Raw genomic sequence first — 24,440 nt, forward strand, 5'->3', positions numbered from 1 at the left:
CTATTCGCCCGTCGTCTCGGGATTGTGGACGCGCATGTAGTATTCGCTGACGGCGCGCATGTCCTCTTCGCTCATCTTCTCGGCGATGGCGCTCATCACGCCCATCGCGTCGTTGTCGCGCACGCCTTCCTTCCAGAGTTGAAGCTGATAGCTCATGTAGTTCGCATATTGCCCTGCCAGGTAGGGGACAGAGGGCGGATTGCCGGTGCCTTCGGCGCAGTGACAGTTCACGCAGGCCGGGATGCCCTTTTCCGCCGATCCGACAGCGGCAAGCTGGCCGCCCCATTGCAGAAGACCCAGATCGATCTCGCCCAGCGGCTTTTCGATGGGCGCCTCGACGACCGAGTAATAGACCGCGACCGCCTCGCGCTCGCGTTCCGTCAGGCGCTGGGCGATGCCTGTCATCACCTCGTTCGGACGCGCGCCCGAGGCATAGTCGTTAAGCTGCTTGTAGGTGTACCAACCGGACAGGCCCGTCAGGCGCGGGAACGCACCCGAGCCGTCGCCCGCGCCCTGGCCGCCGTGGCAGGTGATGCAGGCCATCCCCGAGCCGCCGTTCTCGGCGCCGCCCATCGCGACAAGCGGACCGAGTTCCAGAAGGTCGTCGTCGGGGGCCGTGTCGCTGACCGTCGCGTTGAACAGCGAGCGCTCGTCGTCCAGCCGCGCCTCAAGTTCGCTGATAGCGGGAGTTTCGGTGTCCTGAGCGCCGACCATGACGGGGATGGGCGCCAGCGCCGCGAGCATGGCGAGACGTGCAAAGGTCTTGCGGATGCCGGGTTTCATGTCTGCCTCCTTCAGGCGTCCATCAGCGGACGGGGGTTCGCAAGGTAATCGGATTTCAGGTGGTCCAGCGTCCAGTAGGCCAGACCCATCAGCGGCCCCGTGGGGTTGTAGCCAAGGTTCTGCGGGAACAGGCAGGCGCCGAAGACAAAGACGTTATGGTGGTCCCACATCTGGCCGTAGCGGTTGACGACGCTGGTGCTGGGGTCGGTGCCGATCACCGCACCGCCGGTGTTGTGCGTGGTCTGGTAGGGCTCGATGCTGTAGCCGCTGCCTTCTGCCGCGCGGTTGCTCGACGAATACGACCGGACATGCTCCATGTTCCGGGCGATCTCGACGGCGCGCTCCATCACGTAGTTCGACATTCGCCGGTCGTTGTCGGGAAAGTCGAAGGTCATCCGAAGTAGCGGGCGGCCGAAAGAGTCGGTCCAGGTGGGATCGAGGTCGAGGAAGTTGTCGGGCGTCGCCATCGACGAGCCGTGCACGCCGATCCCGGCATGGTGCAGGTAGTTCTCGCGCACCGCGCGCTTCCACTCCGCGCCCCAGGGCGGGGTGCCCTCGGGCGTCGGCTGATAGCTGATCGGACGACCGTGATACTGGTTGCAGGCGACATAGCCGCCACCGACGAAGCCAAGCTCGGAATGGTCGAAGTTGTCGCCGTTGTAGTCGTCGATGACCGTGCCAAGCGCGCCCGCGCCCATGAACGGGTTGGTGATGATTTCCTCGTCAAAGAAGACATCGACGCCCGCGAGGGTCTGGTAGGCATAGTTGCGCCCCACCGTGCCGGTGCCCGTCTGCGGATCGTAGGGCCTGCCCAGCCCCGAGACCAGCATCAGGTGCACGTTCCAAAGCGCGTAAGCGTTCATGCAGACCACATCCGCGGGCTGGAAAACCTCCAGCCCGTCGGAGTCGATGTAGGTGACGCCGGTGGCGGTCTGGCCGTCCTCGGATTTCTCCACTCGCATCACGGTCGAGCGGAACCGGATCTCGAAATTCTCGTGTTCCTTGATGCGATCGTAGACGCAGATGATCGGATCGGCCTTGGCGAAATACCCGCAGCCGAAGCGTTCGCAGAACCCGCAATAGGTGCAGGGATGCAGCTGCGCGCCATACGGGTTCTCGTATTTCTGCGTGACGTTCGCCGAGGGCAGGGGGAACGGGTGCAGGCCCATGTCCGCCGCCGCCTCGCCGAACAGGGTCGAGCGGATCGGCTGCTTCATTGGAGGGTTGGGATACTCGTCGCTGCGCGGCCCTTCGAAGACGTTGCCGCCCTCGCGTGTCTCGCCGTTCAGGTTGCCCGCGTATCCGGCGGCGCCGCAGATCTTCTCGAAGAAATCGAGGTGCGGCTCCAATTCTTCATAGGTGACGCCCCAGTCCTGCACGTTCAGGTTCTCGGGAATGAACTGCGCGCCATAGCGGCTCTCGTAGTGGCTGCGCATCTCCAGGTCGGACGGCAGCGGTCGCCAGATCTGGCCGTTCCAGTGGATGCCCGCGCCGCCGAGCCCTTCGCCCGGCAGGAACGATCCCAGCCGCCGCATCGGCAGCGCGCGCTGCGAACGGTTGTTGCGGAAGGTCAGCGTGCTGGTCTTCACGTCCATCATGTGGGTGTGGTGCAGCGCGTATTTCAGCTCGTCATGTTCTTCGGGCGCGCCAAAGCTGGTCGCATCGTGGCGATGATCGCCGCGTTCGAGGACCACGCATTTCTGGCCCTCATGGGCCAGCTCATAGGCCGCCGTCAGGCCGGTCCAGCCACCACCGATGATAACCACGTCGGTCCTGGGAAGGGTCTTGTCGGGCATGCCTTACACCTCCTGCGGTTTCAGGCCCGAGGGAATGCGTCCGTCACCCCCGGGTTCGTGATTGATGCCCGTGGGCGGCTGCGGATACGGCACGTTGTGCTTGTCGACGAAGGACAGGTAATAGGCGTGCGCGCCGGGGAACCCGACCATTTCCCACCCGGCATAGCCTTCGTTGCCTCCGTAGATCGGATCGGCGAAATAGCCTTGGTTCGTCAGGGTCCACAATTCGTCGAACAGCGGCTTGGCGGGAAGGTCCCCAAGGTCGAAGTCATCCTCGGACAGGCGGGTCAGGACAGAGCTGCGCGCCTCAGTGTCTGCGTCCACGAAGCCGGTTTCGGCCTCCATCAGCGCGGCGATGCCCTGCCGGATGAACGTCGCAGGGATCAGGGACACCTGATAGCCCTGTTCGGGGGTGCCCGACGGAAACGGGGGCTGCATGTAGATGAACTGGCCCTTGCCGTAGGGCCCGGCCAGTTGCAGGTCGATGAAATCGACGACCCCGGCCTGCGAGGCGCTGGGAAAGTCGTCTTCGGGGATCAGCGTATCGCACAGGGCGGCCAGGAACCGCGCTTCGTCCGGTGTGAGAAAGTAGAACGGCTTGTCATCCAGCGCCGCGAAGGCGTGGTTGATCGGCAAGGTGGAAAGGGCGGCTCCAGACGTCAGGCCCGCAAGGACTGCGCGTCTTGAGAATAGCGTTCCCATGTAATCTTCCCCCACAAGGTCGGATGGCGTGATCGTGAAGAAAACAAGGCTGCTGTGAGAATGTTCCTGACGGGGTTCCGCAAAATCCGGGGCGGAACGACGGATTTTCTCGCAAATTATTGATAGGTAGAAAGATTTTTTGGCGCGCTGTCGCAGGATCACCCCCCGCAGTCGGCGAAAGGCCCGGGGCGGAACGGCGGCGCAGCGCGTCAGTCGCTGTCGGTGAACACCTCTCCCAGTCCCTTGCGCACGTCGCGCTTTGCGGCGACCAGCACCTCGTCGCCTTCCTTCAGGGCGGTGTCCTGCGCAAGGTCGATGTCGTCCGATCCGCGCAGGACTGCGATCGCCCTCGCCCCTTGCGGAAGCTCGACATCGGCCAGCGTGCTGTCTTCAAGCGACTTCGGCACCGAGTAGGTGGTGAAATGCAGACCCTCGGCCACGCCAAGCTGCGACCAGACCCGTTCGTCGTGCTCCAGCGAATGCACGATGGACCCGGCCACGGTGACATGCGGAGTCACCACGTCGTCAAATCCCAACTCGTCGCAGACGGCCAGAAATTGCGCGCGCACGATCTGAAGCACGATGCGCTCGTACCCGATCGAGCGGCCGACGACGGCGCCAAGGATGTTCACGTCGTCATGGTTGGTCATCAACATGAGCGCATCCGCGCTGTCGCCATAGGCGTCCCGCTGGGTGCGGGGCAGGGTGCCGTCGCCGTGGATGAACCCGCATTCCAGCTCGTCCGACAACTCGTCCAGCCGTTCGCGGGACTGGTCAACGAGCACCACGTCGAAATCATGTTCCAGCAACTCTTCGACAAGCGCCACGCCGAGGCGCGAGGCGCCGATGACGACGATCCGCATGATGTCAGCTCCTTTTCAGCCAGGTAGAGGGAAGGCACAGCACGATGAGCGCCACGAATTCGAGCCGCCCCAGCAGCATCGCCAGCAGCAGGACAAGCTTCAGGTTTTCGGCGAGGTCGGGCGCGGCGACGCCCTGGCTCAGCCCCACGGTGGACAGGGCCGAAACGACCTCGAACAGGCCGGGCAACGGGTCGATCCCCGAGGCGAGAAAGATGATCCAGAACACGATCAGCGCGCCCATGTAGAGCATCAGCAGCGACGTGACGGCGATGACGCGGTCGGCCTCGACCTTGCTTCCGGCGTCGCGCAGATAGGTTAGCGCGCTGGGCGGCACCCGCACGCGCACGACGCTGAGGCGGACCATCTGCACCAGCACCGACAGGCGACTGACCTTGATGCCGCCGGCGGTCGACCCGATGTCGCCGCCGATCAGCATGGCCAGAAGGATCAGCGGCAACAGCGAGACGTGGCTCGATACCTCGTTGGTGGAAAATCCCGCCGTGGTGAAGCCGCTGAGGAAATTCAGAACGCCGCGAAATGCCTCCTGCAGGGAAGGGCGGTTCACCGCAAAGTCCACCGCGCAGAAACACAACACGCCGCACAGCATCAGCCCCAGCGTGGCCGCGACATGCGATTTCCGCAGCGCCGCGGACAGGCCGTCGCGCATGATCTGGATGTAGAACATCAACGAAACCGCGGCTGCGACGCAGATGCCGATGACGGTTGCCTGCGCCAGCGGCGAATAACTGCCCAGGCTGTCAGTGCGCGGCGTGAAGCCCCCGGTGGACACGGCGGACAGCGCAACGCTGACCGCCTCCCACCAGGTCGGCAGCAAGAGCAGGCACAGCAGGACCGACAGCATCGTCAGCCCCGCGTAAGAGATCAGAAGTTGCCGCGCCTGGGCCCGCACCGACGTCTTGTCGTCGCGTTCGGTGATCGTGCTGCTGCCCATCGACAGCGACGCGCCCGACCCGCCCGAAAAGATGGCCAGACCGGCGAAGGCGATGGCAAAGCCGCCGCACCACTGCATCCAACCCCGCAAGAGATGCGCCGCGACCGGCCAGCTTTCGGTGTTCGCCGCAAGGCTGAGACCTGTCGAGGTGATGCCTGAGACCGACTCGAACAGGGCGTCGAGCGGCGGCATTCCCAGCATCATCAGCGGCGGCATCACGGACAGGCTGGCCAGAATGAACATCAGGGCGAAACTTACGAACGCCTCGATCCGGCGCAGGTCCTGCGGAAACGCGGCAGAGCGGTAGGCCACGGCGATCAGCACAAGGACGGCGATCTGCGGCGCAAAGGCCAAGGCAAGCGCCCGTTCCTGCATGACCAGCGCCGCCAGAGCCGGAGGCACCACGACGGCAAGCAGCACCAGCGCCTGTTGCGACAGGGCCAGCGCCACGACGCGCGGCCGGGCACGCAGCGCGGTCTCTGCGTTCAGCCCGCGCATGACGGGCGGGGCAATGTGGCAGAAGTCATGTCAGCCAAGCGTCCCGGGAGGACAAAGATTCCCTTGCGGGAACACCTTGCGCCCGGAGGTGTTTTGACAGGGCGCCGGGAACGAACCGACCCGAACCACATTCAGCCGCCCTGGCCGCGCCGCGACAAGGATGAGGAACCCAAGGCATGGCCGATCAGCCCGAACCACGTTCCCTGAGCGAGATCCTCGACGCGGTCCGGGCGCTGGGCGGCGAGCGGGACACGGTCAGCGTGGACGACGTCGTGAACGAGCTTGGGCGCGCCTCGACCGCTGCCTTGCTGTTCGTTCCCGCGATCACCGCCACGACGCCTCTTAGCGGGATACCGGGGCTTTCCGCCCTGTGCGGCATCATGATTGCCGTGGTGTCGGCGCAGGCGGTTGTGGGGCGTCACTGCCTGTGGCTGCCCCGCTTCATCACCCGCCGCACCGTGGAAGGCACGCGCATTCACGATTCGCTCGACAAGGTGCGCCCCATCACCACCTTCCTTGACCGCCACACCCACGAGCGGTTTCATCTCCTCGTGCGGGGGCCGGGCACGAGGGCGCTGTTCGCGCTGTGCATGATGGGCGGAATGGTCATGCCGTTCCTCGAATTCATCCCGTTCTCGGCCTCGGCGGTGGCGGCCTGCATCACGCTTCTGACCATCGCGATCCTGACGCTGGACGGGCTTGTCGCGCTGGCAGGGCTTTGCCTTGTGGTGGCGGCGGGCGGTCTTCTGGCCTGGCTGATCTGACTTCGGTCACCCAAGCCTGCGCACGACGTCGTCGCCGATCCGCAGGGCAAGCGCGGCGATCGTCAGGGTCGAATTCACGCAGGCGCCCGAGGGGAAGACCGACGAGCTTGCCAGATAGAGGTTCTCGTGGTCGTGGCACCGGCAGTCGCCATCCACGACGGCGTCGCTTCGGTCTGCGCCCATGATCGTGCTGCCCATGATGTGATTGTTCGGGCGAAACCCCTCGCTGCCATCCTCGATGCTGACCAGCGACGCGCCAAGCTTGTCCACGATGTCTCGGAACACCTCGGCGGTGTGCCGCGCACTGCGCTGGACGTACTCGCCGACGCGGTAGTCGATGACCGGGCGGGGCAGGCCCAGCGGGTCCATCTTGTCTTGGCTCAGGGTCAGGCGGTTCTGCGGATCGGCAAGCTGTTCGTGGAAATTCGCGATGGAACAGCGCCGGGCGGCGCGGGTTCTGACGGCCTCGGCAAGCTCGGTGCCGGTCAGGCCCTCGTCGATTGCCTCCTGTGCCACGCCAGAGACGGCAGATCCGTTCCACAGGTGCAGCTTCTTGGCCGCCATCCGGCGCCGGTGATCGCCGTCGCGGAACTTGAGGATCCGCCCGAGCGGATCGGGTTTTCAAGCGCGGTGATGTGGTCGGTGATCGAGGAGACCAACAACGTCATCAGCTATTGCGGCGGCATCCCCGGCTTTTGGGCAGACCCGCCGGAAGCCTGACGCGCCCGGCTGCGAAGCTGGCCGAAGGCTAGCCGAAGGCTGGTCGGAACAAGTCCCCCTCGGCGCTGTTCTTGTGCTGGAACACCAGCAGGAAAGGACACCTCATGGCTTCGGACGTGGATATTCCGCCGCAATCGCAAGACTCGATGCCCGCCTACGAGGACAGGATGGACCCTGCGCCCGACTACATGCCGCGGCATCTGGGCGTCGGCAAGCTGGACGGCAAGGTTGCCCTGGTCACTGGCGGCGACAGCGGCATCGGGCGCGCCGTGTCGGTGCTGTTCGCCCGCGAGGGCGCGAAGATCGCCATCGCCTATCTCAAGGAAACCGAAGACGCCGAGTCGACGCGCGATCTGGTCGAGGCCGAGGGCAGCGAGGCGCTGTTGTTGAAGGGCGATCTTGGCGACAAGGCCCATGCCGAAGATGTGGTCGCCCGCACTGTCGACAGGTTCGGGCGGTTGGACATCGTCATCAACAACGCCGCCCAGCAATGGCTCGACCAGGACCTGACCGAGCTTGAGGAAAGCCGCCTGCGCCGCATCATCGACAGCAACGTCATGGCGCCGGTCTTCGTCACGCAGGCTGCGCTGCCGCACCTCAAGGACGGCGCTGTCATGGTGAACACCACGTCGGTCAACGCCTTCAAGGGAAACGCGAACCTTGAGGCCAATTCGACGACGCGCGGCGCGACGCTGGCGTTCTCGCGGTCCATGGCCGAACAACTGATCGACAAGGGCATCCGCGTCAACGCTGTGGCGCCCGGGCCGGTCTGGACGCCGTTCATTCCCGGAAGCATGCCGCCCGAGATGGTCGAAGGCTTTGGCAAGCACGTCCCGATGGGCCGCCCCGGCCAGCCGTGGGAAATCGCGACCTCGTACCTGTTCCTCGCCTCCAGCGATGGAAGCTATTTCAACGGGCAGACCCTGCACCCCAACGGCGGCAAGATCGTGGGCGCCTGAGGTCCGGCCTCAACGGCCCCGGTGATCGGGCCTGGGCCGACCTGCGGGCGATCCGCGCGGCACAGGACTGCAGAAAACAGGCGCGGCGGGATGCAATTCAAGATATACAAACGCAGGCGCGGCTGATAAGGCCGGTCGTCTCGCGTTGCACAGGCGACGCGGCACGGCAGCCCATTGCCACGAACTCACGGACATTTCCTTAGATGATCTCTACCCTTTCCGACGCGCTGGCCGAGCGTGGATACGACAAGTTGACCCCCGTGCAGGAGGCCGTCACCGACCCCGCTCTGGCGGACCGCGACCTTCTGGTGTCGGCGCAGACCGGATCGGGCAAGACCGTCGGCTTCGGGCTGGCCATCGCCACGACGCTGCTGGGCGAGGAAGAGACCTTTGGTCCCGCCGCCGCGCCGCTGGCGCTGGTGATCGCCCCCACGCGTGAATTGGCGTTTCAGGTCAAGCGCGAGCTGGAATGGCTTTACGCCAAGGCGGGCGTGCGCATGGCATCCTGCGTCGGCGGGATGGATGCACGGGACGAACGCCGCGCGCTGGAACGCGGCTCGCACATCGTCGTCGGCACGCCCGGCCGCCTGCGCGACCACATCGAGCGCGGCGCGCTCGACATGGGATCGCTTCGCGCCGTGGTGCTGGACGAGGCCGACGAAATGCTCGACCTCGGCTTCCGCGAGGATCTGGAATTCATGCTGGGCGAGGCGCCCGGGGATCGGCGCACGCTGCTGTTCTCGGCCACCGTGCCGCCCGCCATCGCCAAACTGGCCGAGCAATACCAGCGGGACGCGCGCCGCGTCACCACCGGCGGCGGCGCGGGCCAACATGCCGATATCGCCTATCAGGCTCTGCGCGTTGCAGGCTCCGATACCGAGCACGCGATCTTCAACCTGCTGCGCTACCATGATGCCGAAAGCGCCATCGTCTTTGCCAACACCCGCGCCTCGGTGAACCACCTGACCGCGCGGTTGCACAATCGCGGCTTCAGCGTCGTCAGCCTGTCGGGAGAACTCAGCCAGTCCGAACGGACCCACGCGCTTCAGGCGATGCGGGACGGGCGGGCGCGGGTCTGCGTGGCCACCGATGTCGCCGCGCGCGGCATCGACCTGCCGAACCTGAACTTCGTGATCCATGCCGAATTGCCGACCAACGCCGAAACCCTGCTGCACCGGTCCGGCCGCACAGGCCGCGCCGGACGCAAGGGCATCTCGGCGCTGATCGTGCCGCCCAAGATGCTGGCCAAGGCGGAACGGCTGCTCAAATGGGGCAAGATCGACGCCGAATGGGTCACGCCGCCCTCGGCTGACGACATCCTGCGGCAGGACGAGGAACGCCTGCTGAACGATCTGGGCGCGGTAGAAGAGGCAACCGAAAACGAGGGCGAGTTCGTGACGCGCCTGCTGGAACGCCACGGACCGGGCGCCATCGCGCTGGCCTATCTGCGAATGTATCGCGCCGGCCGCTCTGCACCTGAAGACCTGCTGCCGCCGGACACGCGCATCCCGACGCGAGAGCACAAGGATTTCGGCCCCAGCCGCTGGTTCGCCCTGTCGGTCGGGCGCGACGCCAAGGCAGAACCGCGCTGGCTCTTGCCGCTGCTGTGCAAGGCGGGCGGGATCGACCGCACCGCCATCGGCGCGATCCGCGTCAAGGACACCGAGACGCATGTGGAATTGTCCGAAGCTGCCGTTGCGGGTTTCCTGAACACGCTTGGCCCCGAGCGGGCACTCGAAGGCGGTGTCACCGTGCGCGAGATGGACGGTGCACCTGCGGCTGGCCCGCGCCCCGCGCGCGCGCCGTCTGACCGGGTCGAACGGCCCGACCGTCCGCGCAAGTCTGACCGGCCTGATGCAAAGCCGCGCAAGTCGCCTGCGCGCAGCGCCTCGGCCGATGTCGCATCAGCGCCGGATCAGGCGAGCGACGAGCGCCCCGCGCCCAGACCCGAGACGCCCAGAGCCGAGGCTCCGGTCGCCGAGCCGCCGCGCCCGCATGGCGCCGTCTCTCGTCCGTCGCGCGCGCCCGGCAAGCCGTATGCACCGCGCGACAAGCCCGCTGGAGGCAAGCCCTACAAGCCGCGCGAGGGTGGCAAGCCTGCCGGAAAGCCCGCGTCCCGCTCCAAGAGCAATGACGCGCGTCCCGAAGACCGGACCTACGGCAAGCCTTCCGCGGGCAAACCGTTCGGCAAGCCTGCCGGGGGCGGAAAGCCTTACGGCAAGCCTGCGAGTGACAAACCCTATGGCAAGCCTGCGGGTGACAAGCCCTATGGCAAGCCGGCGGGCGACAAGCCCTACGGCAAGCCGACGGGCGACAAAGCCTACGGGGACAAGCCCCACGGCAAACCGGCGGGCAAGGCGTTTGGCAAGCCCGCAGGGAAACCCGGCGGCGGCAAGCCCTTTGGCAAGCCCAGGGATGCGGCGGACGCTTCGCAGGCGCGGCCCGCGCGTCCACCCGCCAACCCGAGCGACACCTCCAAGCGGTTCGTGCCACCGGGAACCAAGCCGTCGCGCCCGAACAAGCCAGGCAAGACCGGCCCGGCGCGCAGTGGCGGCAACGCTCCGCCCCGGCGCGGCAAGCCCTGAGGACTGCGCAGGGTTGAAATGACCGCGCCAAGCCGGTTCCATGGACCGGTCCCGCCAGAGGGCTGACGCGCATGACCACGACCGAACCGCAGGAGACGCCGGGCCGCCTGACCCGCACGCGCAAGTCGCGGCCCGTGCGCGTGGCCGAGGCGATCAAGGACTGGGTGGTCGAGCAGGGGCTTCAGCCCGGCGACCGCCTGCCCGGCGAGGCCGACCTGATCGCCCGCTTCGGCATGTCCAAGGGCACCATCCGCGAGGCGATGCGGCTGTTGCAGGCGCAGGGGCTGGTCGAGACCAAGACCGGCCCCGGCGGCGGCAGCTTTGTCGGCGAAGTGACCAAGGACCGGGCGCATGCGCTGCTGGCGAACTACTTCTACTTTCGCAACATCACCATCGACGACATCTACGAGCTGCGCGTCCTGCTCGAGCCGGAACTGGCCGCGTCGCTTGCCGGACGGCTGAGCGCGGCGCAACTGGACGACTTGCGCGGGATCATGGCCGACTATGACCGTGCCGCCGCAGGGCCCGAGGAGGAACGCGCGCAGCACATTGCGTCGCTGCGGTTCCACGCCAAGCTGGCGGCCTTCGGCGACAATGCGATCCTGTCGTTCTTCATCAGCTTCATGGCCCAGATCCTGAGCGATCTGACCGTCTACAATCACCTCTATGCCGAGCCGAACCACGAGTTGTGGCGGCGCGGGCGGCAGCACCAACTTGACCTTCTGGACGCGCTGGACCGGGGCGAGGCGGCGCGCGCGCGCGCCGTCATGGCCAGCCACATGGAGATGGCGCGCAGCCTGATGCGCGAACAGGAAGCGGTGGTGATGAAGCGGTTCATCGCCGAATAGCGCGTCAGTCGCGTCAGTCGTTGTGGGCGACGATGCCCGCAGGTGCCTCTCCGCGTTCGGGGTCGTCCAGCGTCGGCACCAGCGCTGCCCACGCCGCATATTCGCCGCTGGTCGCCCGGTCGTGCAGCGCGCCAAGATCGGCCAGCGGGGTTTGTGAATAATCCACCCGCAGCGTCAGCGGCGCCGCCGTGCGCGACACCACCAGCAGAGCGGCCGATCGCAGCCCGCGCGAATCGCCCCCCGCTGCGCTGGCCGCCTTCAGGGCGACCAGCAGACGTTCCGGAAATGGCGCGCCCGAGGCAAGAAAGGCGTCCATCGCAGCCTCGACGACCGACGCGCTGGACAAGAGGTTACCGGCGACGACCACGCCGCTTTCGCTGCGCGCGCCCGCGTAGGCGATGCTGGCATCGCCGGTGAAGTGGCCGGTTCCGCCCGCAGGGTCCAGCGCCGCAAGCTGCCGCTGCGCGCGGCCCGCATCGGCGCCCGTGACCTCGGCCACGGCGTCTTGCGCGGTCAGCCCCGCCCGCATCCGCGCCAGAACCCCGGTGCCCCAGAGCGTGCTGGGAAGCGATCCCTGCGATGCGGACATTCCCGATTCGGGGTCGCCGCGCAGCACCCAGCCGCCGACGCACAGGCTTCCCGTGGCGGCGGCCCCGCCCAAGGTGCCTGTTTCTGCGTCACGCGCGAGTATGGAAATCGTCATGATTCAATCGCCTCTCCGTTCGGGCTTGAATTTATCATGAGAATTTGGCCCACTTCAATTTATCATGATAAATAGCTGCCCATGAACAGCGGAGGTTCTTCCATGTCAGTTCTCAATTTCACCCGCCGGAGCGTGCTTGCCACCGGAACGGCGCTTGCAATGGCGCTCGGTGCTCCCGGCGCCATCGCCCAGACGCCGCCCGGCGTCCTGATCGTCGGCCAGATCGCCGAGCCCAAGGCGCTTGATCCTGCGGCGGTAACGGCGGTCAACGATTTCCGCATCCTGATGAACATGTATGACGGGCTGGTGCGCTACCGGGACGGCACGCTCGAGGTCGAGCCTGCGCTGGCGACCGACTGGACGATCAGCGACGACGGCACCGAATACACCTTCACCCTGCGCGAGGGCGTGTCGTTTCATGATGGCAGCCCCTTCAACGCCGAGGCGGTGGTGTTCAACTTCGAGCGGATGCTGAACGAGGATCACCCCTATCACGACACCGGCCCCTTCCCGCTGGCGTTCTTCTTCTCGGCGGTCGAGACGGTGGAGGCTGTGGATGACCTGACGGTCAAGTTCACGCTGAACGCACCCTATGCGCCGTTCCTGTCGAACCTCGCCTATCCCACCGGCCTGATCGTGTCGCCCGCAGCGGTCGAACAGCACGGCGGGGACTTTGGCCGCAACCCGTCCGGCACTGGGCCTTTCACATTTGGCGAATGGCGCTCGAACGAGGCGGTCGTGGTCGAGCGCAATGCCGACTACTGGGACGGCGCGCCCGAGTTGGAAGCGGTGGTGTTCCGCCCGATCACCGACGCCAACACCCGCACCGCCGAGATGCTGGCGGGCGGCATCGACCTGATGGTCGAGGTGCCCCCCGTCGCGCTGTCGGAATTCCAGGACGACGCCTACACGGTCCACGAACAGGCCGGCCCGCATGTCTGGTTCCTGATCCTGAACGCCAAGGAAGGCCCGTTCGCCGACAAGCGCGTGCGGCAAGCCGCGAACTACGCGGTGAACAAGTCCGCGCTGGTCGATGACGTGCTGGAGGGCACCGCCGAGGTCGCCGCAGGCCCGACACCGCCCGCCTTTGCCTGGGCACACAACGAAGAGCTCGAGCCCTATCCCTACGATCCCGACCGGGCGCGCGAATTGCTCGCCGAGGCGGGCGCCGAGGGGGCGGAGTTGACCTTCTACGTCACCGAAGGCGGCTCGGGGATGCTGGACCCGGTGGCGATGGGCACCGCAATCCAAGCCGATCTGGAAGCCGTGGGCTTCGACGTCGCGATCGAGACCTACGAGTGGAACACGTTCCTGGGCGAGGTGAACCCCGGCCTCGAAGGCAAGGCCGACATGGCGGAAATGGCGTGGATGACGAACGATCCCGACACTTTGCCGTTCCTGACCCTGCGCACCGAGGCGTTCCCCGACCAGGGCGGGTTCAACTCGGGCTACTATTCCAACCCCGAGGTTGACCGGCTTCTGGAAGAGGCGCGGGTCGCCACCGATCAGGACGAGCGCGCGCGGCTTTACAAGGAGATGCAGGTGATCGTGCAAGAGGACGCGCCCTGGGTCTTTGTCGCCAACTGGAAGCAGAACGCGGTGACGAGCGACACGGTCGAGAACTTCGAGTTGCAGCCATCGTTCTTCCTGCTGCTGGACGATGTCGTGAAGAACTGAGGTTCTTCGGACCGGGCTCTGCCCGGTCCGATCCGCCGGGGGGCTTTGCCCCCCGGACCCCCCAGAGTATTTGCGCCAAGAAGAAGGACGGGGAGCCATCCCCGCCGACAGGGAGCCGCGCATGGGCCGCTACATCCTTCGACGCCTGATCTCGGCCATTCCGGTCCTTTTGGGAATCACGGTCATCGTCTTCGCGATCATGGCGCTGATCCCCGGCGATCCGGCGACCGCGATCCTCGGCAGCTATGCCACTCCTGAGAACGTCGCCAAGCTGAACCGTGATCTCGGCCTCGATGCGCCTGCGTGGCAGCGGTATTTCATCTGGCTTGGTAACATGCTGACCGGGGATTTCGGCACTAGTTTCTCTCTGAACCGTCCGGTCCTCGACGAGGTGCTGGAGCGGTTCAACGGCACGCTGATCCTTGCGGGCACGTCGTTTGTCCTGTGCTCGATCTTCGGGGTCATGGCGGGCGTCCTTTCGGCGGCGAACCAGTATGGCTGGGCCGACCGCGCGATCACCTTCGCGGTGCTGCTGGGCATCTCGATCCCGTCGTTCTTCCTCGGCATGATGATGATTCTGGTGTTCGCGGTGAACCTGCGCTGGTTCCCGGTGTCGGGCATGTGGCCGATCTACGGCGACCGTGACATCTGGGCGCTGATCGATCACTTGACCTTGCCCGCCATCGCGCTGGCCGTCGTGGCCACCGGCGTCATCGCGCGGCTTGCGCGGTCGGCCATGCTCGAGGTGCTGCGGCAGGATTTCATCCGCACCGCGCGTGCCAAGGGGGTGCACGAGCGCGGCGTGATCTGGCGCCATGCCCTGCGCGCGGCAATGGTGTCGATCATCCCGGTGCTGGGCATTCAGGCCGGGTTCGTGCTGTCGGGCGCGGTCTATATCGAGATCGTGTTCCAGTGGCCCGGTGTCGGGCGGATGCTGGTCGACGCGATCCTGACGCGAGACCTTCTGCTGGTGCAGGGCGGCGTGGTGTTCGTCGCCGCCTGCTATGTCCTGTTCAATATCGTGGTGGACGTGGCGCAAAGCCTGCTCGACCCGAGGATCAAGACATGATGGCGTTTCTGAGGCTGCTGGCCCGCAACCGGCTGGCGCTGGTCGGCGGCGTGATGCTGTCGCTCGTCGTGCTGCTGGCGCTGGTCACTCCGCTTCTGCCGCTGGCCCCGCCCAACGTGACGGCCACCGGCGACCGGTTCCTGCCGCCGTTTTCCGAAGGCGCGCTTCTTGGCACCGATCATCTGGGCCGGGACCTGCTGTCACGGCTTCTGTGGGGCACGCGCCTGTCGCTGGCGGTGGGCTTCGCCGCCGCCATCGTCGCCGCGACGCTCGGCGCCGCCATCGGCATCATCGCGGGTTTCTATGGCGGGCGGACCGACAACGTCATCATGCGCGGCGTCGACATGCTGATGGCGTTTCCCTACATCCTCTTGGCGCTGGCCATCGTCGCAGCGCTGGGGCCGGGGCTGTTCAACGCGTTGATCGCGGTGGCGGCGGTGAACGTGCCGTTCTTTGCCCGCAACATCCGCGGCATCACCGTGGGGATCGCGCACAAGGAGTTCGTCGATGCCGCGCGCCTGTCGGGGATGTCGAACGCGCGCATCATCCTGACCGAGATCCTGCCCAACGTGATCCCCGTCATCGTCATCGCCATGTCCACCACCATCGGCTGGATGATCCTGGAAACGGCGGGGCTGTCGTTCCTCGGCCTTGGCTCGCAGCCGCCCGTGGCCGACCTTGGCTCGATGCTGGGCGAGGCGCGCTCGGCGCTGATTACCAATCCGCACACCTCGGTCGTGCCGGGGGTGATGATCCTTATCATCGTCATGTCGATCAACCTGCTAGGGGACGGCATCCGCGATGCGCTCGACCCTCGGCTGAAGTCGGGCGCGCTGTCGCGGCCGATGGCGGCGACCCGCGTGGACCGGCAGGGCGCCGTGCCCGCTGCCACCGGCGCGGGCCTGCTGGAGGTGCGCGGGCTGGAAACGCAGTTCCACGTCAAGGACCGGGTGTATCGCGCCGTCGGCGGGGTCGATCTGGCGGTGAAGCCCGGCGAATGCCTTGGCATCATCGGGGAATCGGGGTCCGGCAAGTCGGTCACGGCGCTTTCGGTGATGGGGCTGGTCGCTTCGCCGCCCGGCATCGTCACCGGCGGCGCGGCCTATTACGACGGCGACGACCTGATCGGCGCGCCCTATGCCAGGCTGCGCGCGATGCGCGGGCGCAACGTCGCCTACATCTTTCAGGACCCGCAGGCGACGCTACATCCGCTCTACCGTGTCGGTGACCAGCTGATCGAGGCGATGCAGGTGCACCAGCCCGTCAGCAACAGCGCGGCGCGCGCCAAGGCGCTTGCGCTCTTGCGCGACGTGCGCATTCCCAATGCCGAGCAGCGCCTGTCCGACTATCCGCACGAGATGTCGGGGGGGATGCGCCAGCGGGTCGGCATCGCGATGGCGCTGGCGAACGATCCCGAAGTCATCATCGCGGACGAGCCGACGACGGCGCTCGACGTGACCGTGCAGGCGCAAGTCCTGTCGCTGCTGGACGATCTGCGCCGCTCGCGCGGGCTGGCCATCGTGTTCATCACCCATGATTTCGGCGTCGTGGCGCAGCTGTGCGACCGTGTGGCGGTGATGTACGCGGGCCGCATCGTCGAGGAGGGGACGACGCGCGAGATACTCGAAATGCCGCGCCATCCCTACACCGCCCGTCTGATGGCCTGCGTGCCGGAACTGGGGCAGGGCAAGCGCAAGCTGGCCTCGATCCCCGGTCTGCCGCCGGTGGTCGACCGACTGCCACCCGGCTGTGCCTTCGCCGATCGCTGCCCCAAGGCGCAGCCGGTCTGCCGCGAGGGGGATATCCCCCTTGACGGCGAGGGCATGCGCCGGGTGCGGTGCCTGTTCCCCGAAACCGGACTGCGCGAGGTGGCGGAATGACGGCGGCGCTGCAACTGACCGGCCTGTCCAAGACCTTTCCCGTGGGGCGCAAACTGTTCGGCGGCGCCTCGGGCCGCGTGAAGGCGGTGCATCCGATCACCCTGACCGTGGAGCAGGGCGAGACGTTGGGCATTGTCGGAGAGTCGGGCTGCGGCAAGTCCACGCTGGCGCGGATGCTTGTGGGGCTCTTGACGCCAACCGAGGGGCGCATCGAGATCGAGGGCGCCGCGCTTGACACCGCCGATCCGGCCGAGTTCGGCAAGCGCATCCAGTATGTGTTTCAGGATCCGATCTCGTCGCTGAACCCGCGCAAGACGGTGCGGCAGATCATGGAGGCCCCGCTCAAGCTGTTGCACGGCATGGACCGGGCGGAACGCGGCAGGCGGATCGCCGAGATCTTCGACAGCGTGAACCTGCGCGAGGAATTCCTCGATCGCTATCCTCACGAATTCTCGGGCGGGCAGGCGCAGCGCATCGGCATCGCCCGCGCGCTGGCCGCACAGGCGCGCATCCTGATCCTGGATGAACCGGTGTCGGCCCTCGATGTGTCGGTTCAGGCGCAGGTGCTGAACCTGCTCGCCGACCTCAAGCGCGAGTTCGACCTGACCTACCTGTTCATCAGTCACGATCTTGCCGTGGTCGAGGCGGTGTCGGACCGCATCGCGGTGTTGTATTTCGGATCGGTCGTGGAGATCGGACCAGCGGAGCAGATATTCTCGGCGCCGCGCCACCCCTACACCAGGCTTCTTGCGGACAGTGCGCCGGTGGTGGGCCGTCCGTTGACCGAACCCGAAGCGAAGGGCACCGAGTTGCCTGATCCGCTGAACCCGCCGCCGGGCTGCGCCTTTGCGGCCCGCTGTCCGCGTGCGACCGAGGTATGCCGGGACAACGTGCCACCCTTGGAGCCGGACGCGGGCGCCGGGGCGGCTGCGTGTTTCCATCCGCTTGCCGAATAGGCAAGGCGGCGTTCCCGAAGGCACCTTTTCCACTCGTCAGATGAACGCGTGCGCCCCGGTTCGTGCGTGCCGCGATCTGTCTGCAGGGCAACGGGCGTTTTTACAAAACCGACGGCAAACCGTCGTATGTTTGTTACCAAACCGTCAAGAATCCGTGGCTTCCGCCCAGTAGCAGGGCGGTGAGTTACGGGGGATCGACATGCTCAAGCTAGAGCGCCTTACAAAGCGTTTCGGAGATCGTACGGCCGTCGATGCGGCCAGTTTCGAGATCGACAAGCCGGCCATGATCGGCATCATCGGACGTTCAGGCGCTGGCAAGTCCACCCTCTTGCGGATGATGAACCGTCTGATCGATTCCTCGGAAGGCATGATGACCTTCGAGGGTCGAGAGATCACCAATCTCAAGGGCGCCGAACGCCGGGCGTGGCAGTCGCAATGCGCGATGATCTTCCAGCAGTTCAACCTTGTGCCCCGCATGGACGTGGTCTCGAACGTCCTGCACGGCACGCTGAACCGCCGGTCCACCTTGTCCACCGTGTTCAACCTCTACCCGCGCGAGGACATTCACCGCGCCATCGAAATCCTTGACCGTCTTGGCATTGCCGAACAGGCGCCCAAGCGCGCCGAGGCGCTGTCGGGCGGCCAGCAGCAGCGCGTCGCCATCGCGCGGGCGCTGATGCAGGACCCCAAGATCATCCTTGCGGACGAGCCCATCGCGTCGCTCGACCCGATGAACGCGCAGGTTGTCATGGATACCCTGCGCCGCATTCACGAGGAAGACGGCCGGATGATCGTGTGCAACCTGCACACGCTCGACACCGCGCGGCGCTACTGCGACCGCGTGATCGGGATGCGCGACGGGCGCATCGTGTTCGACGGCCTGCCGTCGCAACTGACCACCGGCGCCGCGCGCGACATCTACGGCGCGGGCGCAGACTTTTCCGAGGCAGCGACGTCGACCGACATCGCCGCTTTGGAGCGCGAGGCGGAAGCTGCCGCCATCTGAACCCCAGCCAACCAAACCCGGCACATGCCGGATCAACTGGAGAAGACCTAGATGAAATCGACCATCGCACTTGCCCTGGCCGCATCGACTGCACTGTCGACCGGCGCATTCGCTCAGGACGCCATCACCGAATTCAACATCGGCCTTCTGGGCGGTGAGAACGCACAGGACCGCCTGAACTCGAACGAGTGCCTGCGCGCCTATGCCGAAGAAGCGCTTGGCGTTCCGGTCAAGCTGTTTGCACCGGCCGACTACAACGGCGTCATCCAGGCGCTGCTGGGCGGCTCGGTCGACATGGCCTGGCTCGGTGCGTCGGGCTACGCGGCCGTCTACCTCGAAGATCCCGAGGCCGTGTCGCCGGTTCTGGTCAAGACCAACCTCGACGGCTCGTTCGCCTACCACTCGATCGGCTTTGCCCGCCGCGACGCAGAGGTCGCTTCGGTCGAAGACCTGCAGGGCAAAGTGTTCGGCTTCGGCGATCCGAACTCGACCTCTGGCTTCCTGATCCCTTCGGTCGAGATCCCGCAGATCGCGGAAGACATCACCATGGAGCCGGGCGAGTTCTTTGGTGACGTCGTGTTCACCGGCGGCCACGAGCAGACCATCGTTGCAGTCGCCAACGGCGACATCGACGCGGGCGTGACCTGGGCTGATGGTCTTGGCGCATGGGAAGACGGCTACAACTCGGGCGCGCTGCGCAAGGCCGTCGACTCGGGCCTCGTCGACATGAATGACATTGTCGAAATCTGGAAATCCAAGCCGATCCCGGAAGGCCCCGTCGTTCTGCGCAACGACCTGCCGGAAGACGTCAAGACCACCATGACCGAGCTGGTCCAAAGCCTGCATGAGCGGGACGAGGCTTGCGCCTACGGCGTTGCGGCAGGTGAGACTGCCGGGTTCCAGCCGATCGGCCACGATGCCTACGAGACCATCATCGCCGTGCGTCAGGCCCAGTCGAACTGAGCCTGAAACGATCCCGCGGGCCCCGGTTTTCCGGGGCCCGCTTCCTTTGATGCCCGGATACCCCCACGCATGACCGATGTGACCGCTGGCCGCGCTGAAGGCGTGCGCTCCGTTCAGGACAACTATCTGGCGCTCGTGCGCAAGAAGCGCCTCTATGGCGGGATCACCCTGCTGATCTTCATCATGCTCATGCTATCCGGCTTCCAGATCGCCAACGACCGAAATGCGGGCGGGTTTCTGGAAGGCATCCCGATGTTCTTCGATTTCCCCGAAGGTGTGATCGAGGAAGCCTGGGAAAAACGCGGCAATCTGCCCGGTCTTCTGGTCAAGTATTTCCCGGCGCTGATCGAAACCGTGAACATCGCCGCAGTCTCTACGCTTGTCGGTGCCTTCGGCGGCATCGTTCTGTCGCTTTTGTCCACGCGTGGTCTTGCGCTCTGGCCGCGCGCGATCCCGCTGTTCCGCCGGGTGATGGACGTCATGCGCGCGCTGCCCGAAATCGTGATCGCGCTGGTGCTGATCTTCGTGCTGGGCGGTGGCCCGGTTCCGGCGATGATCGCCATCGCCTTCCACACAGCGGGCGCACTGGGCAAGTTGTTCTCGGAAGTTGCGGAAAACGCCGACCTCAAGCCGGTCGAGGGCCTGTCATCGGTCGGGGCAAGCTGGGGACAGAAGATGCTTCTTGGCGTGATCCCGCAGGTCGCGCCCAACTACGTGAGTTACGGACTCTTGCGCTTCGAGATCAACATCCGCGCGTCGGCCATCCTTGGCTTCGTGGGGGCGGGCGGTATCGGCTATGAGCTGCGCAATTCGATCAGCTGGGGGCAGGGCAAGTTCGACGAGGCCGCCGCAATCTTCATCCTGCTGTTCGGCACCATCGTCGTGGTCGATCAGGTGTCCAGCCACTTTCGCAACCGTCTGACCAAGGGGGCCGCGCTGTGACTGCCGCATCCACGAACATCAACGATGCCCGCATCGTCGCCGAGCGCCTGTTCTCGCGCAAACGGACGATGGCCTTCGGGGCGCTTGCCGCGCTGATCGCCTACCTGACCTACATCTTCTTCGCCTTCGACATCGCGGGGCTTGCCCAGCGCGCCCGGCTCGACAACGCGGTCACGCTGGCCTCGGACAGCTGGAGCTACAAGACCCACGTCACCCGCGACAACCGCTTCGGCGCGATCGAGTACGCCATCGAGGGCGAGCGCAAGGGCGCCTATCCCGAGGGGCGCTATCCCGCATGGGTGACGCCGGGCGAACAAAGCACGGTGGTCGATCTTGGCAACGGCCAGATCGCCACGCTGCTGCCGGACAACCGCCTGACGCTGGAACTGCCTGAATATGGCACCGTCGAGATGGCGCTGGTCGGCCGCGACGTCGTCACCAGCTTTGGCGATACGCCGCCCGACTGGACAAACATCTCGGACAGCCGCGCGACGATCACGTTGGACGGCGCGCGCGTCACCTTCACCCGGTCCAAGACCGAACTGTTCCGCTACTTCGCGGGGTGGGAGCTGTTCTTCTTCACGCTCGACAGCCCCTACAACGGCGCCGGGCTCGGCACGATCCTGTTTGGCGACCGCGTCGATCCCGAACGTGCGAACCTTGCGGGCGCGTGGCAGGATTTCTGGTCCAACGGCATGTGGCGCCACGCGGATGTCGCCTGGGCGATCTTCGAGACCATCCTGATGGCGTTCCTTGGAACCTTTGGCGCGGCGATGATCGCGCTGCCGCTGGCGTTCCTGGCCGCCAAGAACTTCGCGCCACTGGGCGCCGCGCGCTTTGCCGTGCGCCGCGTGTTCGACTTCGTGCGCGGCGTCGATGCGCTGATCTGGACGATCATCCTGTCGCGGGCCTTTGGCCCGGGCGTGATGACCGGCACGCTGGCGATCCTGATCACCGACACCGGCACCTTCGGCAAGATATTCTCGGAAGCGCTGGAGAACGTGGACGACAAGCAGATCGAGGGCGTCGCCTCGACCGGCGCGAACCCGGTGCAGCGCTACCGCTTCGGCGTCATCCCGCAGATCGTTCCGGTGCTGCTCAGCCAGGTGCTGTATTTCCTTGAATCCAACACCCGCTCTGCGACCATCATCGGAGCGATCACCGGTGGCGGCATCGGCCTGTTGCTGACCCAGGCGATCCAGACCCAGAAGGATTGGGAAGAGGTGGCCTACTACATCGTTCTCATCATCATCGTCGTCATGCTCATGGACTGGTTGTCGGGCATCCTGCGGTCGCGCCTGATCGGCCGGAAAGACTAACATGCCGCAACTGTTTGCCGACCGGCCCGTGATCGGTCCGGAGTGCGAGATCACGAACGCGAGTTTCGGCGCCTATGTCGAGATCGCCAGGGGAACCAGGCTGTCGAACGTTGAGATCGGCGATTACAGCTACTGTGACCGCATCTGCGACATCGCCAACGCCCGGATCGGCAAGTTCGCCAACATCGCCAGCTTCACCCGCATCGGTCCGACGGACCATCCGCTGACCACCGCCACGACGCATCACTTCACCTATCGGTCGCACTACTACTGGCCCGATGAACCTGACGACGAGGCGCATTTCGCACGGCGCGCGGCGCGGCTCGCGCACATCGGTCACGACACATGGATCGGCCACAACGCGGTCGTGAAGCCCGAGGTGATGATCGGTGACGGCGCGGTCGTGGCGTCGGGGTCCATCGTGACCAAGGACGTCGCGCCTTACAGCATTGTCGGCGGCAACCCGGCCCGCCCGATCCGGGACCGTCAGCCTGCCGCCATCGCAGACCGCCTGATCGCGCTGGCGTGGTGGGACTGGTCGCATGAGGCGCTGCGCACCGCGCTGCCGGATTTCCGCAGTCTGCCCGCCGAGGCCTTCCTGGAGAAGTACGAGGGCTGATCGCCCTAGTGATCCAGCGTCAGCGTAACGCGCGATCCGGCAAAGAAGGTCCGCCCGTATTCCACCGGCACGCCTTGCGCATCGACGTTGATCCCGGTCGAGCGCAGCACGGGATCGCCTTCGCGCAGATGCAGGTGCAGCGCCTGTGTTGCTGTCGCGGGTGTCGCCGTCAGCCGGGTCGAGGCGCGGGTGTAGTCGGCGACGCCTTCGCGGGCCAGCGCCTCGGTAACGCCGCTGGTCTCGGCAAGGGCCGCGGCGATCCCGGGCAGGCGTTCCAGCGGAAAGACCGACTCGAAGACGGCGATGGGCTGGCCATCGGACAACGACAGCCCGTGGTAGGCGCAGACCGGGGCGCCGGGCTTGATGTCCAGCGCCTGCGCCTCGCCCGGACCCGCTGCGCGCTCGCCGATCTGCAGGATGCGCTTTTCGGGACGGTGCCCGCCGGCCAGCAGGTTCTCATGAAACCGCACGCGGCGGCCGATGGCGTAGTCGGTGGGCCGCGCGCTGACATAGGCACCCGAGCCGCGCCGGGTGCGCACCAGCCCGTCCTCGACCAGCCGCGCCAGCGCATGACGCACCGTGTGGCGATTGACGCCGAAGCGCAGCGCGAGGTCCGCCTCGGTCGGCAGCTTGTCGCCGGGGCGGTAGCGCCCCTCGGCAAGATCGTCGCGCAGGTTGGCGGCGATCGCCTGCCAGATCGGAGTGCGGGCTGTGGCCGGTTCGGTCATGTCACCCAAATTTCACAAATATCCGCTGTGCGGCGCGAAGCAGTATGCTAAGATATGTCTAGTTGTATAGGATATGGCGAAGTTGTCGAGATGAAAGACGCCCCTGACCCCGCTGCAGAGCGAAAAGAATGGATGGGATTGCTGGCGCGCGCCCGGCAAGACTGCGTTGCGGCCTTGCTCGATGCGTGCGGCGACCGCCCGGCATTCGACTGGCTTCGCGCGCCCGAGGTCGGTGCCGTGATGGTGCGCGGCCGCACCGGCGGCACCGGCGCACCGTTCAATCTGGGCGAGATGACCGTGACGCGTTGCGCGCTGCGCCTTGCGACGGGCGAGGTCGGCCACGGCTATGTGCAAGGCCGCAGCAAGCCCGCCGCCGAGGCCGCCGCGCTTGTCGATGCGCTGATGCACACGGATGCGGCGCGGGAGGTTCGCGCCGGGGTGCTGGGGCCTTTGGCGCGAGAAGAGACCGCGAGGCGGGAAGCCCGCGCGCAGAAGGCCGCTGCAACGAAGGTCGAGTTCTTCACGCTGGTGAGGGGAGAGGATTGATGGACACCATTGCCCTTGAAGGCGGGTTCACCGACACGCCGCGCACCGCAAGTCACGCCTTCCGCGCCGTGATGACGGCAATGGCGCATCCCGGTCGCATTGTCGAGATCACCGGGGCCGCGCCGCCCGCACCCCTGTCCGTCGCCGCCGGAACGGTGATCCTGACGCTCTGCGATCCCGAGACGCCGGTGCATCTGGCAGGTGCCTGCAATGCCGCCGAGGTTCGGGACTGGATCGCCTTTCATTCCGGCGCGCCAATGGCAGAACCGGGGCGGGCGATGTTCGCTCTCGGGGCCTGGGATGCGCACGACCTTACGGCGTATCCCGTTGGCACCTCGGAATACCCCGACCGCTCGGTCACGGTCATCGTCGAGATGCCCGACCTGCGGAGCGACGGCGCCCGCCTGACCGGCCCGGGCATCAAGGACACGGCATTCCTGTCGCTCCCCGACCTCGATGTTTTCCGCGACAACGCCGCGCGGTTCCCACTGGGCCTCGATTTCCTGTTCACCTGCGGGTCGCGCCTAGCCGCGCTGCCCCGCACAACTCGGGTGGAATAGAC

Annotated in this window: 24 protein-coding genes; 16 read left to right on the forward strand and 8 right to left on the reverse strand. The window is 66.1% G+C overall.

Features of this window, described 5'->3' with window-relative positions:
* From KTJ87_RS02255 to KTJ87_RS02275, 5 genes are all read right to left on the reverse strand, one after another.
* Window positions 1-783, reverse strand: coding sequence for a c-type cytochrome (locus KTJ87_RS02255; protein ID WP_267137438.1), 783 nt, complete (start codon window positions 781-783; stop codon window positions 1-3).
* Window positions 784-794: 11 nt separating this feature from the next.
* Window positions 795-2,579 carry a GMC family oxidoreductase gene (locus KTJ87_RS02260; protein ID WP_267137439.1) on the reverse strand — a complete coding sequence of 595 codons (1,785 nt, stop codon included), beginning with the start codon at window positions 2,577-2,579 and terminating at the stop codon, window positions 795-797.
* A 3-nt stretch (window positions 2,580-2,582) separates the two neighbouring features.
* On the reverse strand, window positions 2,583-3,281 hold the full coding sequence (locus tag KTJ87_RS02265; protein WP_267137440.1) for a gluconate 2-dehydrogenase subunit 3 family protein: 699 nt from the start codon (window positions 3,279-3,281) through the stop codon (window positions 2,583-2,585).
* A gap of 209 nt (window positions 3,282-3,490) precedes the next feature.
* Window positions 3,491-4,144, reverse strand: coding sequence for a potassium channel family protein (locus KTJ87_RS02270; RefSeq protein WP_267137441.1), 654 nt, complete (start codon window positions 4,142-4,144; stop codon window positions 3,491-3,493).
* A gap of 4 nt (window positions 4,145-4,148) precedes the next feature.
* Window positions 4,149-5,594, reverse strand: a complete 1,446-nt coding sequence (locus KTJ87_RS02275) for a potassium transporter TrkG (RefSeq protein WP_267137442.1) — start codon at window positions 5,592-5,594, stop codon at window positions 4,149-4,151.
* A gap of 176 nt (window positions 5,595-5,770) precedes the next feature.
* Between KTJ87_RS02275 and KTJ87_RS02280 the strand changes: the two genes are divergently transcribed.
* Entirely contained in the window at window positions 5,771-6,358 is a 588-nt protein-coding gene (locus KTJ87_RS02280) for an exopolysaccharide biosynthesis protein (protein ID WP_267137443.1), read from the forward strand.
* Window positions 6,359-6,364: 6 nt separating this feature from the next.
* On the opposite strand, the gene KTJ87_RS02285 is transcribed toward KTJ87_RS02280, so the two are convergent.
* A complete protein-coding gene (locus tag KTJ87_RS02285) occupies window positions 6,365-6,922 on the reverse strand; it encodes a GMC family oxidoreductase (RefSeq protein ID WP_267137444.1) in 558 nt (185 codons plus the stop codon).
* Between KTJ87_RS02285 and KTJ87_RS02290 the strand changes: the two genes are divergently transcribed.
* From KTJ87_RS02290 to KTJ87_RS02305, 4 genes are all read left to right on the forward strand, one after another.
* On the forward strand, window positions 6,902-7,078 hold the full coding sequence (locus KTJ87_RS02290) for a hypothetical protein (RefSeq protein ID WP_267137445.1): 177 nt from the start codon (window positions 6,902-6,904) through the stop codon (window positions 7,076-7,078). The two genes, KTJ87_RS02285 and KTJ87_RS02290, sit on opposite strands and share 21 nt — an antisense overlap.
* A gap of 104 nt (window positions 7,079-7,182) precedes the next feature.
* The gene (locus KTJ87_RS02295) at window positions 7,183-8,037 is read left to right on the forward strand and encodes an SDR family oxidoreductase (protein WP_267137446.1); all 855 of its coding nucleotides are present in this window, start codon (window positions 7,183-7,185) and stop codon (window positions 8,035-8,037) included.
* Between the two features lie 203 nt (window positions 8,038-8,240).
* Window positions 8,241-10,622 carry a DEAD/DEAH box helicase gene (locus tag KTJ87_RS02300; protein WP_267137447.1) on the forward strand — a complete coding sequence of 794 codons (2,382 nt, stop codon included), beginning with the start codon at window positions 8,241-8,243 and terminating at the stop codon, window positions 10,620-10,622.
* A 71-nt stretch (window positions 10,623-10,693) separates the two neighbouring features.
* Window positions 10,694-11,470 carry a FadR/GntR family transcriptional regulator gene (locus KTJ87_RS02305; RefSeq protein ID WP_407650450.1) on the forward strand — a complete coding sequence of 259 codons (777 nt, stop codon included), beginning with the start codon at window positions 10,694-10,696 and terminating at the stop codon, window positions 11,468-11,470.
* Between the two features lie 13 nt (window positions 11,471-11,483).
* Here KTJ87_RS02305 and KTJ87_RS02310 read toward each other — a convergent pair whose 3' ends face one another.
* Window positions 11,484-12,173 (reverse strand): DUF1028 domain-containing protein, encoded by a 690-nt coding sequence (locus tag KTJ87_RS02310; RefSeq protein ID WP_267137448.1) that lies wholly within the window; start codon window positions 12,171-12,173, stop codon window positions 11,484-11,486.
* Window positions 12,174-12,275: 102 nt separating this feature from the next.
* Between KTJ87_RS02310 and KTJ87_RS02315 the strand changes: the two genes are divergently transcribed.
* The 9 genes from KTJ87_RS02315 to KTJ87_RS02355 all read left to right on the forward strand — a co-directional run bounded on the left by KTJ87_RS02315 (window position 12,276) and on the right by KTJ87_RS02355 (window position 22,604).
* Window positions 12,276-13,850, forward strand: a complete 1,575-nt coding sequence (locus KTJ87_RS02315; protein WP_267137449.1) for an ABC transporter substrate-binding protein — start codon at window positions 12,276-12,278, stop codon at window positions 13,848-13,850.
* A gap of 121 nt (window positions 13,851-13,971) precedes the next feature.
* A complete protein-coding gene (locus KTJ87_RS02320; RefSeq protein WP_267137450.1) occupies window positions 13,972-14,919 on the forward strand; it encodes an ABC transporter permease in 948 nt (315 codons plus the stop codon).
* The gene (locus KTJ87_RS02325) at window positions 14,919-16,799 is read left to right on the forward strand and encodes a dipeptide/oligopeptide/nickel ABC transporter permease/ATP-binding protein (protein WP_267137919.1); all 1,881 of its coding nucleotides are present in this window, start codon (window positions 14,919-14,921) and stop codon (window positions 16,797-16,799) included. The genes KTJ87_RS02320 and KTJ87_RS02325 overlap by 1 nt, the downstream gene beginning before the upstream one ends.
* Complete coding sequence (locus KTJ87_RS02330; RefSeq protein ID WP_267137451.1) at window positions 16,796-17,755, forward strand: ABC transporter ATP-binding protein; 960 nt, start codon at window positions 16,796-16,798, stop codon at window positions 17,753-17,755. The genes KTJ87_RS02325 and KTJ87_RS02330 overlap by 4 nt, the downstream gene beginning before the upstream one ends.
* 199 nt (window positions 17,756-17,954) lie before the next feature.
* Window positions 17,955-18,761, forward strand: a complete 807-nt coding sequence (gene phnC, locus KTJ87_RS02335; RefSeq protein WP_267137452.1) for a phosphonate ABC transporter ATP-binding protein — start codon at window positions 17,955-17,957, stop codon at window positions 18,759-18,761.
* A gap of 51 nt (window positions 18,762-18,812) precedes the next feature.
* Window positions 18,813-19,724 (forward strand): phosphonate ABC transporter substrate-binding protein, encoded by a 912-nt coding sequence (phnD, locus tag KTJ87_RS02340; protein ID WP_267137453.1) that lies wholly within the window; start codon window positions 18,813-18,815, stop codon window positions 19,722-19,724.
* 69 nt (window positions 19,725-19,793) lie between these two features.
* On the forward strand, window positions 19,794-20,666 hold the full coding sequence (gene phnE / locus KTJ87_RS02345; protein ID WP_267137454.1) for a phosphonate ABC transporter, permease protein PhnE: 873 nt from the start codon (window positions 19,794-19,796) through the stop codon (window positions 20,664-20,666).
* Window positions 20,663-21,985, forward strand: a complete 1,323-nt coding sequence (gene phnE, locus KTJ87_RS02350) for a phosphonate ABC transporter, permease protein PhnE (protein ID WP_407650451.1) — start codon at window positions 20,663-20,665, stop codon at window positions 21,983-21,985. The genes phnE (KTJ87_RS02345) and phnE (KTJ87_RS02350) overlap by 4 nt, the downstream gene beginning before the upstream one ends.
* Before the next feature lies 1 nt (window position 21,986).
* Window positions 21,987-22,604 (forward strand): LbetaH domain-containing protein, encoded by a 618-nt coding sequence (locus tag KTJ87_RS02355; protein ID WP_267137455.1) that lies wholly within the window; start codon window positions 21,987-21,989, stop codon window positions 22,602-22,604.
* A 5-nt stretch (window positions 22,605-22,609) separates the two neighbouring features.
* Here KTJ87_RS02355 and phnF read toward each other — a convergent pair whose 3' ends face one another.
* Window positions 22,610-23,332, reverse strand: coding sequence for a phosphonate metabolism transcriptional regulator PhnF (gene phnF / locus KTJ87_RS02360; protein ID WP_267137456.1), 723 nt, complete (start codon window positions 23,330-23,332; stop codon window positions 22,610-22,612).
* Between the two features lie 90 nt (window positions 23,333-23,422).
* Here phnF and phnG point away from each other — a divergent pair, with 90 nt between their 5' ends.
* On the forward strand, window positions 23,423-23,878 hold the full coding sequence (gene phnG / locus KTJ87_RS02365) for a phosphonate C-P lyase system protein PhnG (RefSeq protein ID WP_267137457.1): 456 nt from the start codon (window positions 23,423-23,425) through the stop codon (window positions 23,876-23,878).
* Complete coding sequence (gene phnH / locus KTJ87_RS02370) at window positions 23,878-24,438, forward strand: phosphonate C-P lyase system protein PhnH (RefSeq protein ID WP_267137458.1); 561 nt, start codon at window positions 23,878-23,880, stop codon at window positions 24,436-24,438. Before phnG ends, phnH begins: the two co-directional genes overlap by 1 nt.
* The last annotated feature ends 2 nt before the right edge of the window (window positions 24,439-24,440 follow it).

The sequence above is a fragment of the Anianabacter salinae genome (genome assembly GCF_019061145.1).
In the GTDB taxonomy this organism is placed as follows: domain Bacteria; phylum Pseudomonadota; class Alphaproteobacteria; order Rhodobacterales; family Rhodobacteraceae; genus Anianibacter; species Anianibacter salinarum.

Coding starts and splice junctions, on each gene's coding strand:
- phnH (WP_267137458.1), top strand. CDS start 23,878: ATGGACACCATTGCCCTTGAAGGCGGGTTCACCGACACGCCGCGCACC.
- KTJ87_RS02320 (WP_267137450.1), top strand. CDS start 13,972: ATGGGCCGCTACATCCTTCGACGCCTGATCTCGGCCATTCCGGTCCTT.
- KTJ87_RS02300 (WP_267137447.1), top strand. CDS start 8,241: ATGATCTCTACCCTTTCCGACGCGCTGGCCGAGCGTGGATACGACAAG.
- KTJ87_RS02295 (WP_267137446.1), top strand. CDS start 7,183: ATGGCTTCGGACGTGGATATTCCGCCGCAATCGCAAGACTCGATGCCC.
- KTJ87_RS02315 (WP_267137449.1), top strand. CDS start 12,276: ATGTCAGTTCTCAATTTCACCCGCCGGAGCGTGCTTGCCACCGGAACG.
- phnF (WP_267137456.1), bottom strand. CDS start 23,332: ATGACCGAACCGGCCACAGCCCGCACTCCGATCTGGCAGGCGATCGCC.
- KTJ87_RS02285 (WP_267137444.1), bottom strand. CDS start 6,922: ATGGCGGCCAAGAAGCTGCACCTGTGGAACGGATCTGCCGTCTCTGGC.
- phnC (WP_267137452.1), top strand. CDS start 17,955: ATGCTCAAGCTAGAGCGCCTTACAAAGCGTTTCGGAGATCGTACGGCC.
- phnG (WP_267137457.1), top strand. CDS start 23,423: ATGAAAGACGCCCCTGACCCCGCTGCAGAGCGAAAAGAATGGATGGGA.
- KTJ87_RS02270 (WP_267137441.1), bottom strand. CDS start 4,144: ATGCGGATCGTCGTCATCGGCGCCTCGCGCCTCGGCGTGGCGCTTGTC.
- KTJ87_RS02330 (WP_267137451.1), top strand. CDS start 16,796: ATGACGGCGGCGCTGCAACTGACCGGCCTGTCCAAGACCTTTCCCGTG.
- KTJ87_RS02325 (WP_267137919.1), top strand. CDS start 14,919: ATGGCGTTTCTGAGGCTGCTGGCCCGCAACCGGCTGGCGCTGGTCGGC.
- KTJ87_RS02260 (WP_267137439.1), bottom strand. CDS start 2,579: ATGCCCGACAAGACCCTTCCCAGGACCGACGTGGTTATCATCGGTGGT.
- KTJ87_RS02305 (WP_407650450.1), top strand. CDS start 10,694: ATGACCACGACCGAACCGCAGGAGACGCCGGGCCGCCTGACCCGCACG.
- KTJ87_RS02255 (WP_267137438.1), bottom strand. CDS start 783: ATGAAACCCGGCATCCGCAAGACCTTTGCACGTCTCGCCATGCTCGCG.
- phnE (WP_267137454.1), top strand. CDS start 19,794: ATGACCGATGTGACCGCTGGCCGCGCTGAAGGCGTGCGCTCCGTTCAG.
- KTJ87_RS02355 (WP_267137455.1), top strand. CDS start 21,987: ATGCCGCAACTGTTTGCCGACCGGCCCGTGATCGGTCCGGAGTGCGAG.
- phnD (WP_267137453.1), top strand. CDS start 18,813: ATGAAATCGACCATCGCACTTGCCCTGGCCGCATCGACTGCACTGTCG.
- KTJ87_RS02265 (WP_267137440.1), bottom strand. CDS start 3,281: ATGGGAACGCTATTCTCAAGACGCGCAGTCCTTGCGGGCCTGACGTCT.
- KTJ87_RS02280 (WP_267137443.1), top strand. CDS start 5,771: ATGGCCGATCAGCCCGAACCACGTTCCCTGAGCGAGATCCTCGACGCG.
- KTJ87_RS02275 (WP_267137442.1), bottom strand. CDS start 5,594: ATGCGCGGGCTGAACGCAGAGACCGCGCTGCGTGCCCGGCCGCGCGTC.
- KTJ87_RS02310 (WP_267137448.1), bottom strand. CDS start 12,173: ATGACGATTTCCATACTCGCGCGTGACGCAGAAACAGGCACCTTGGGC.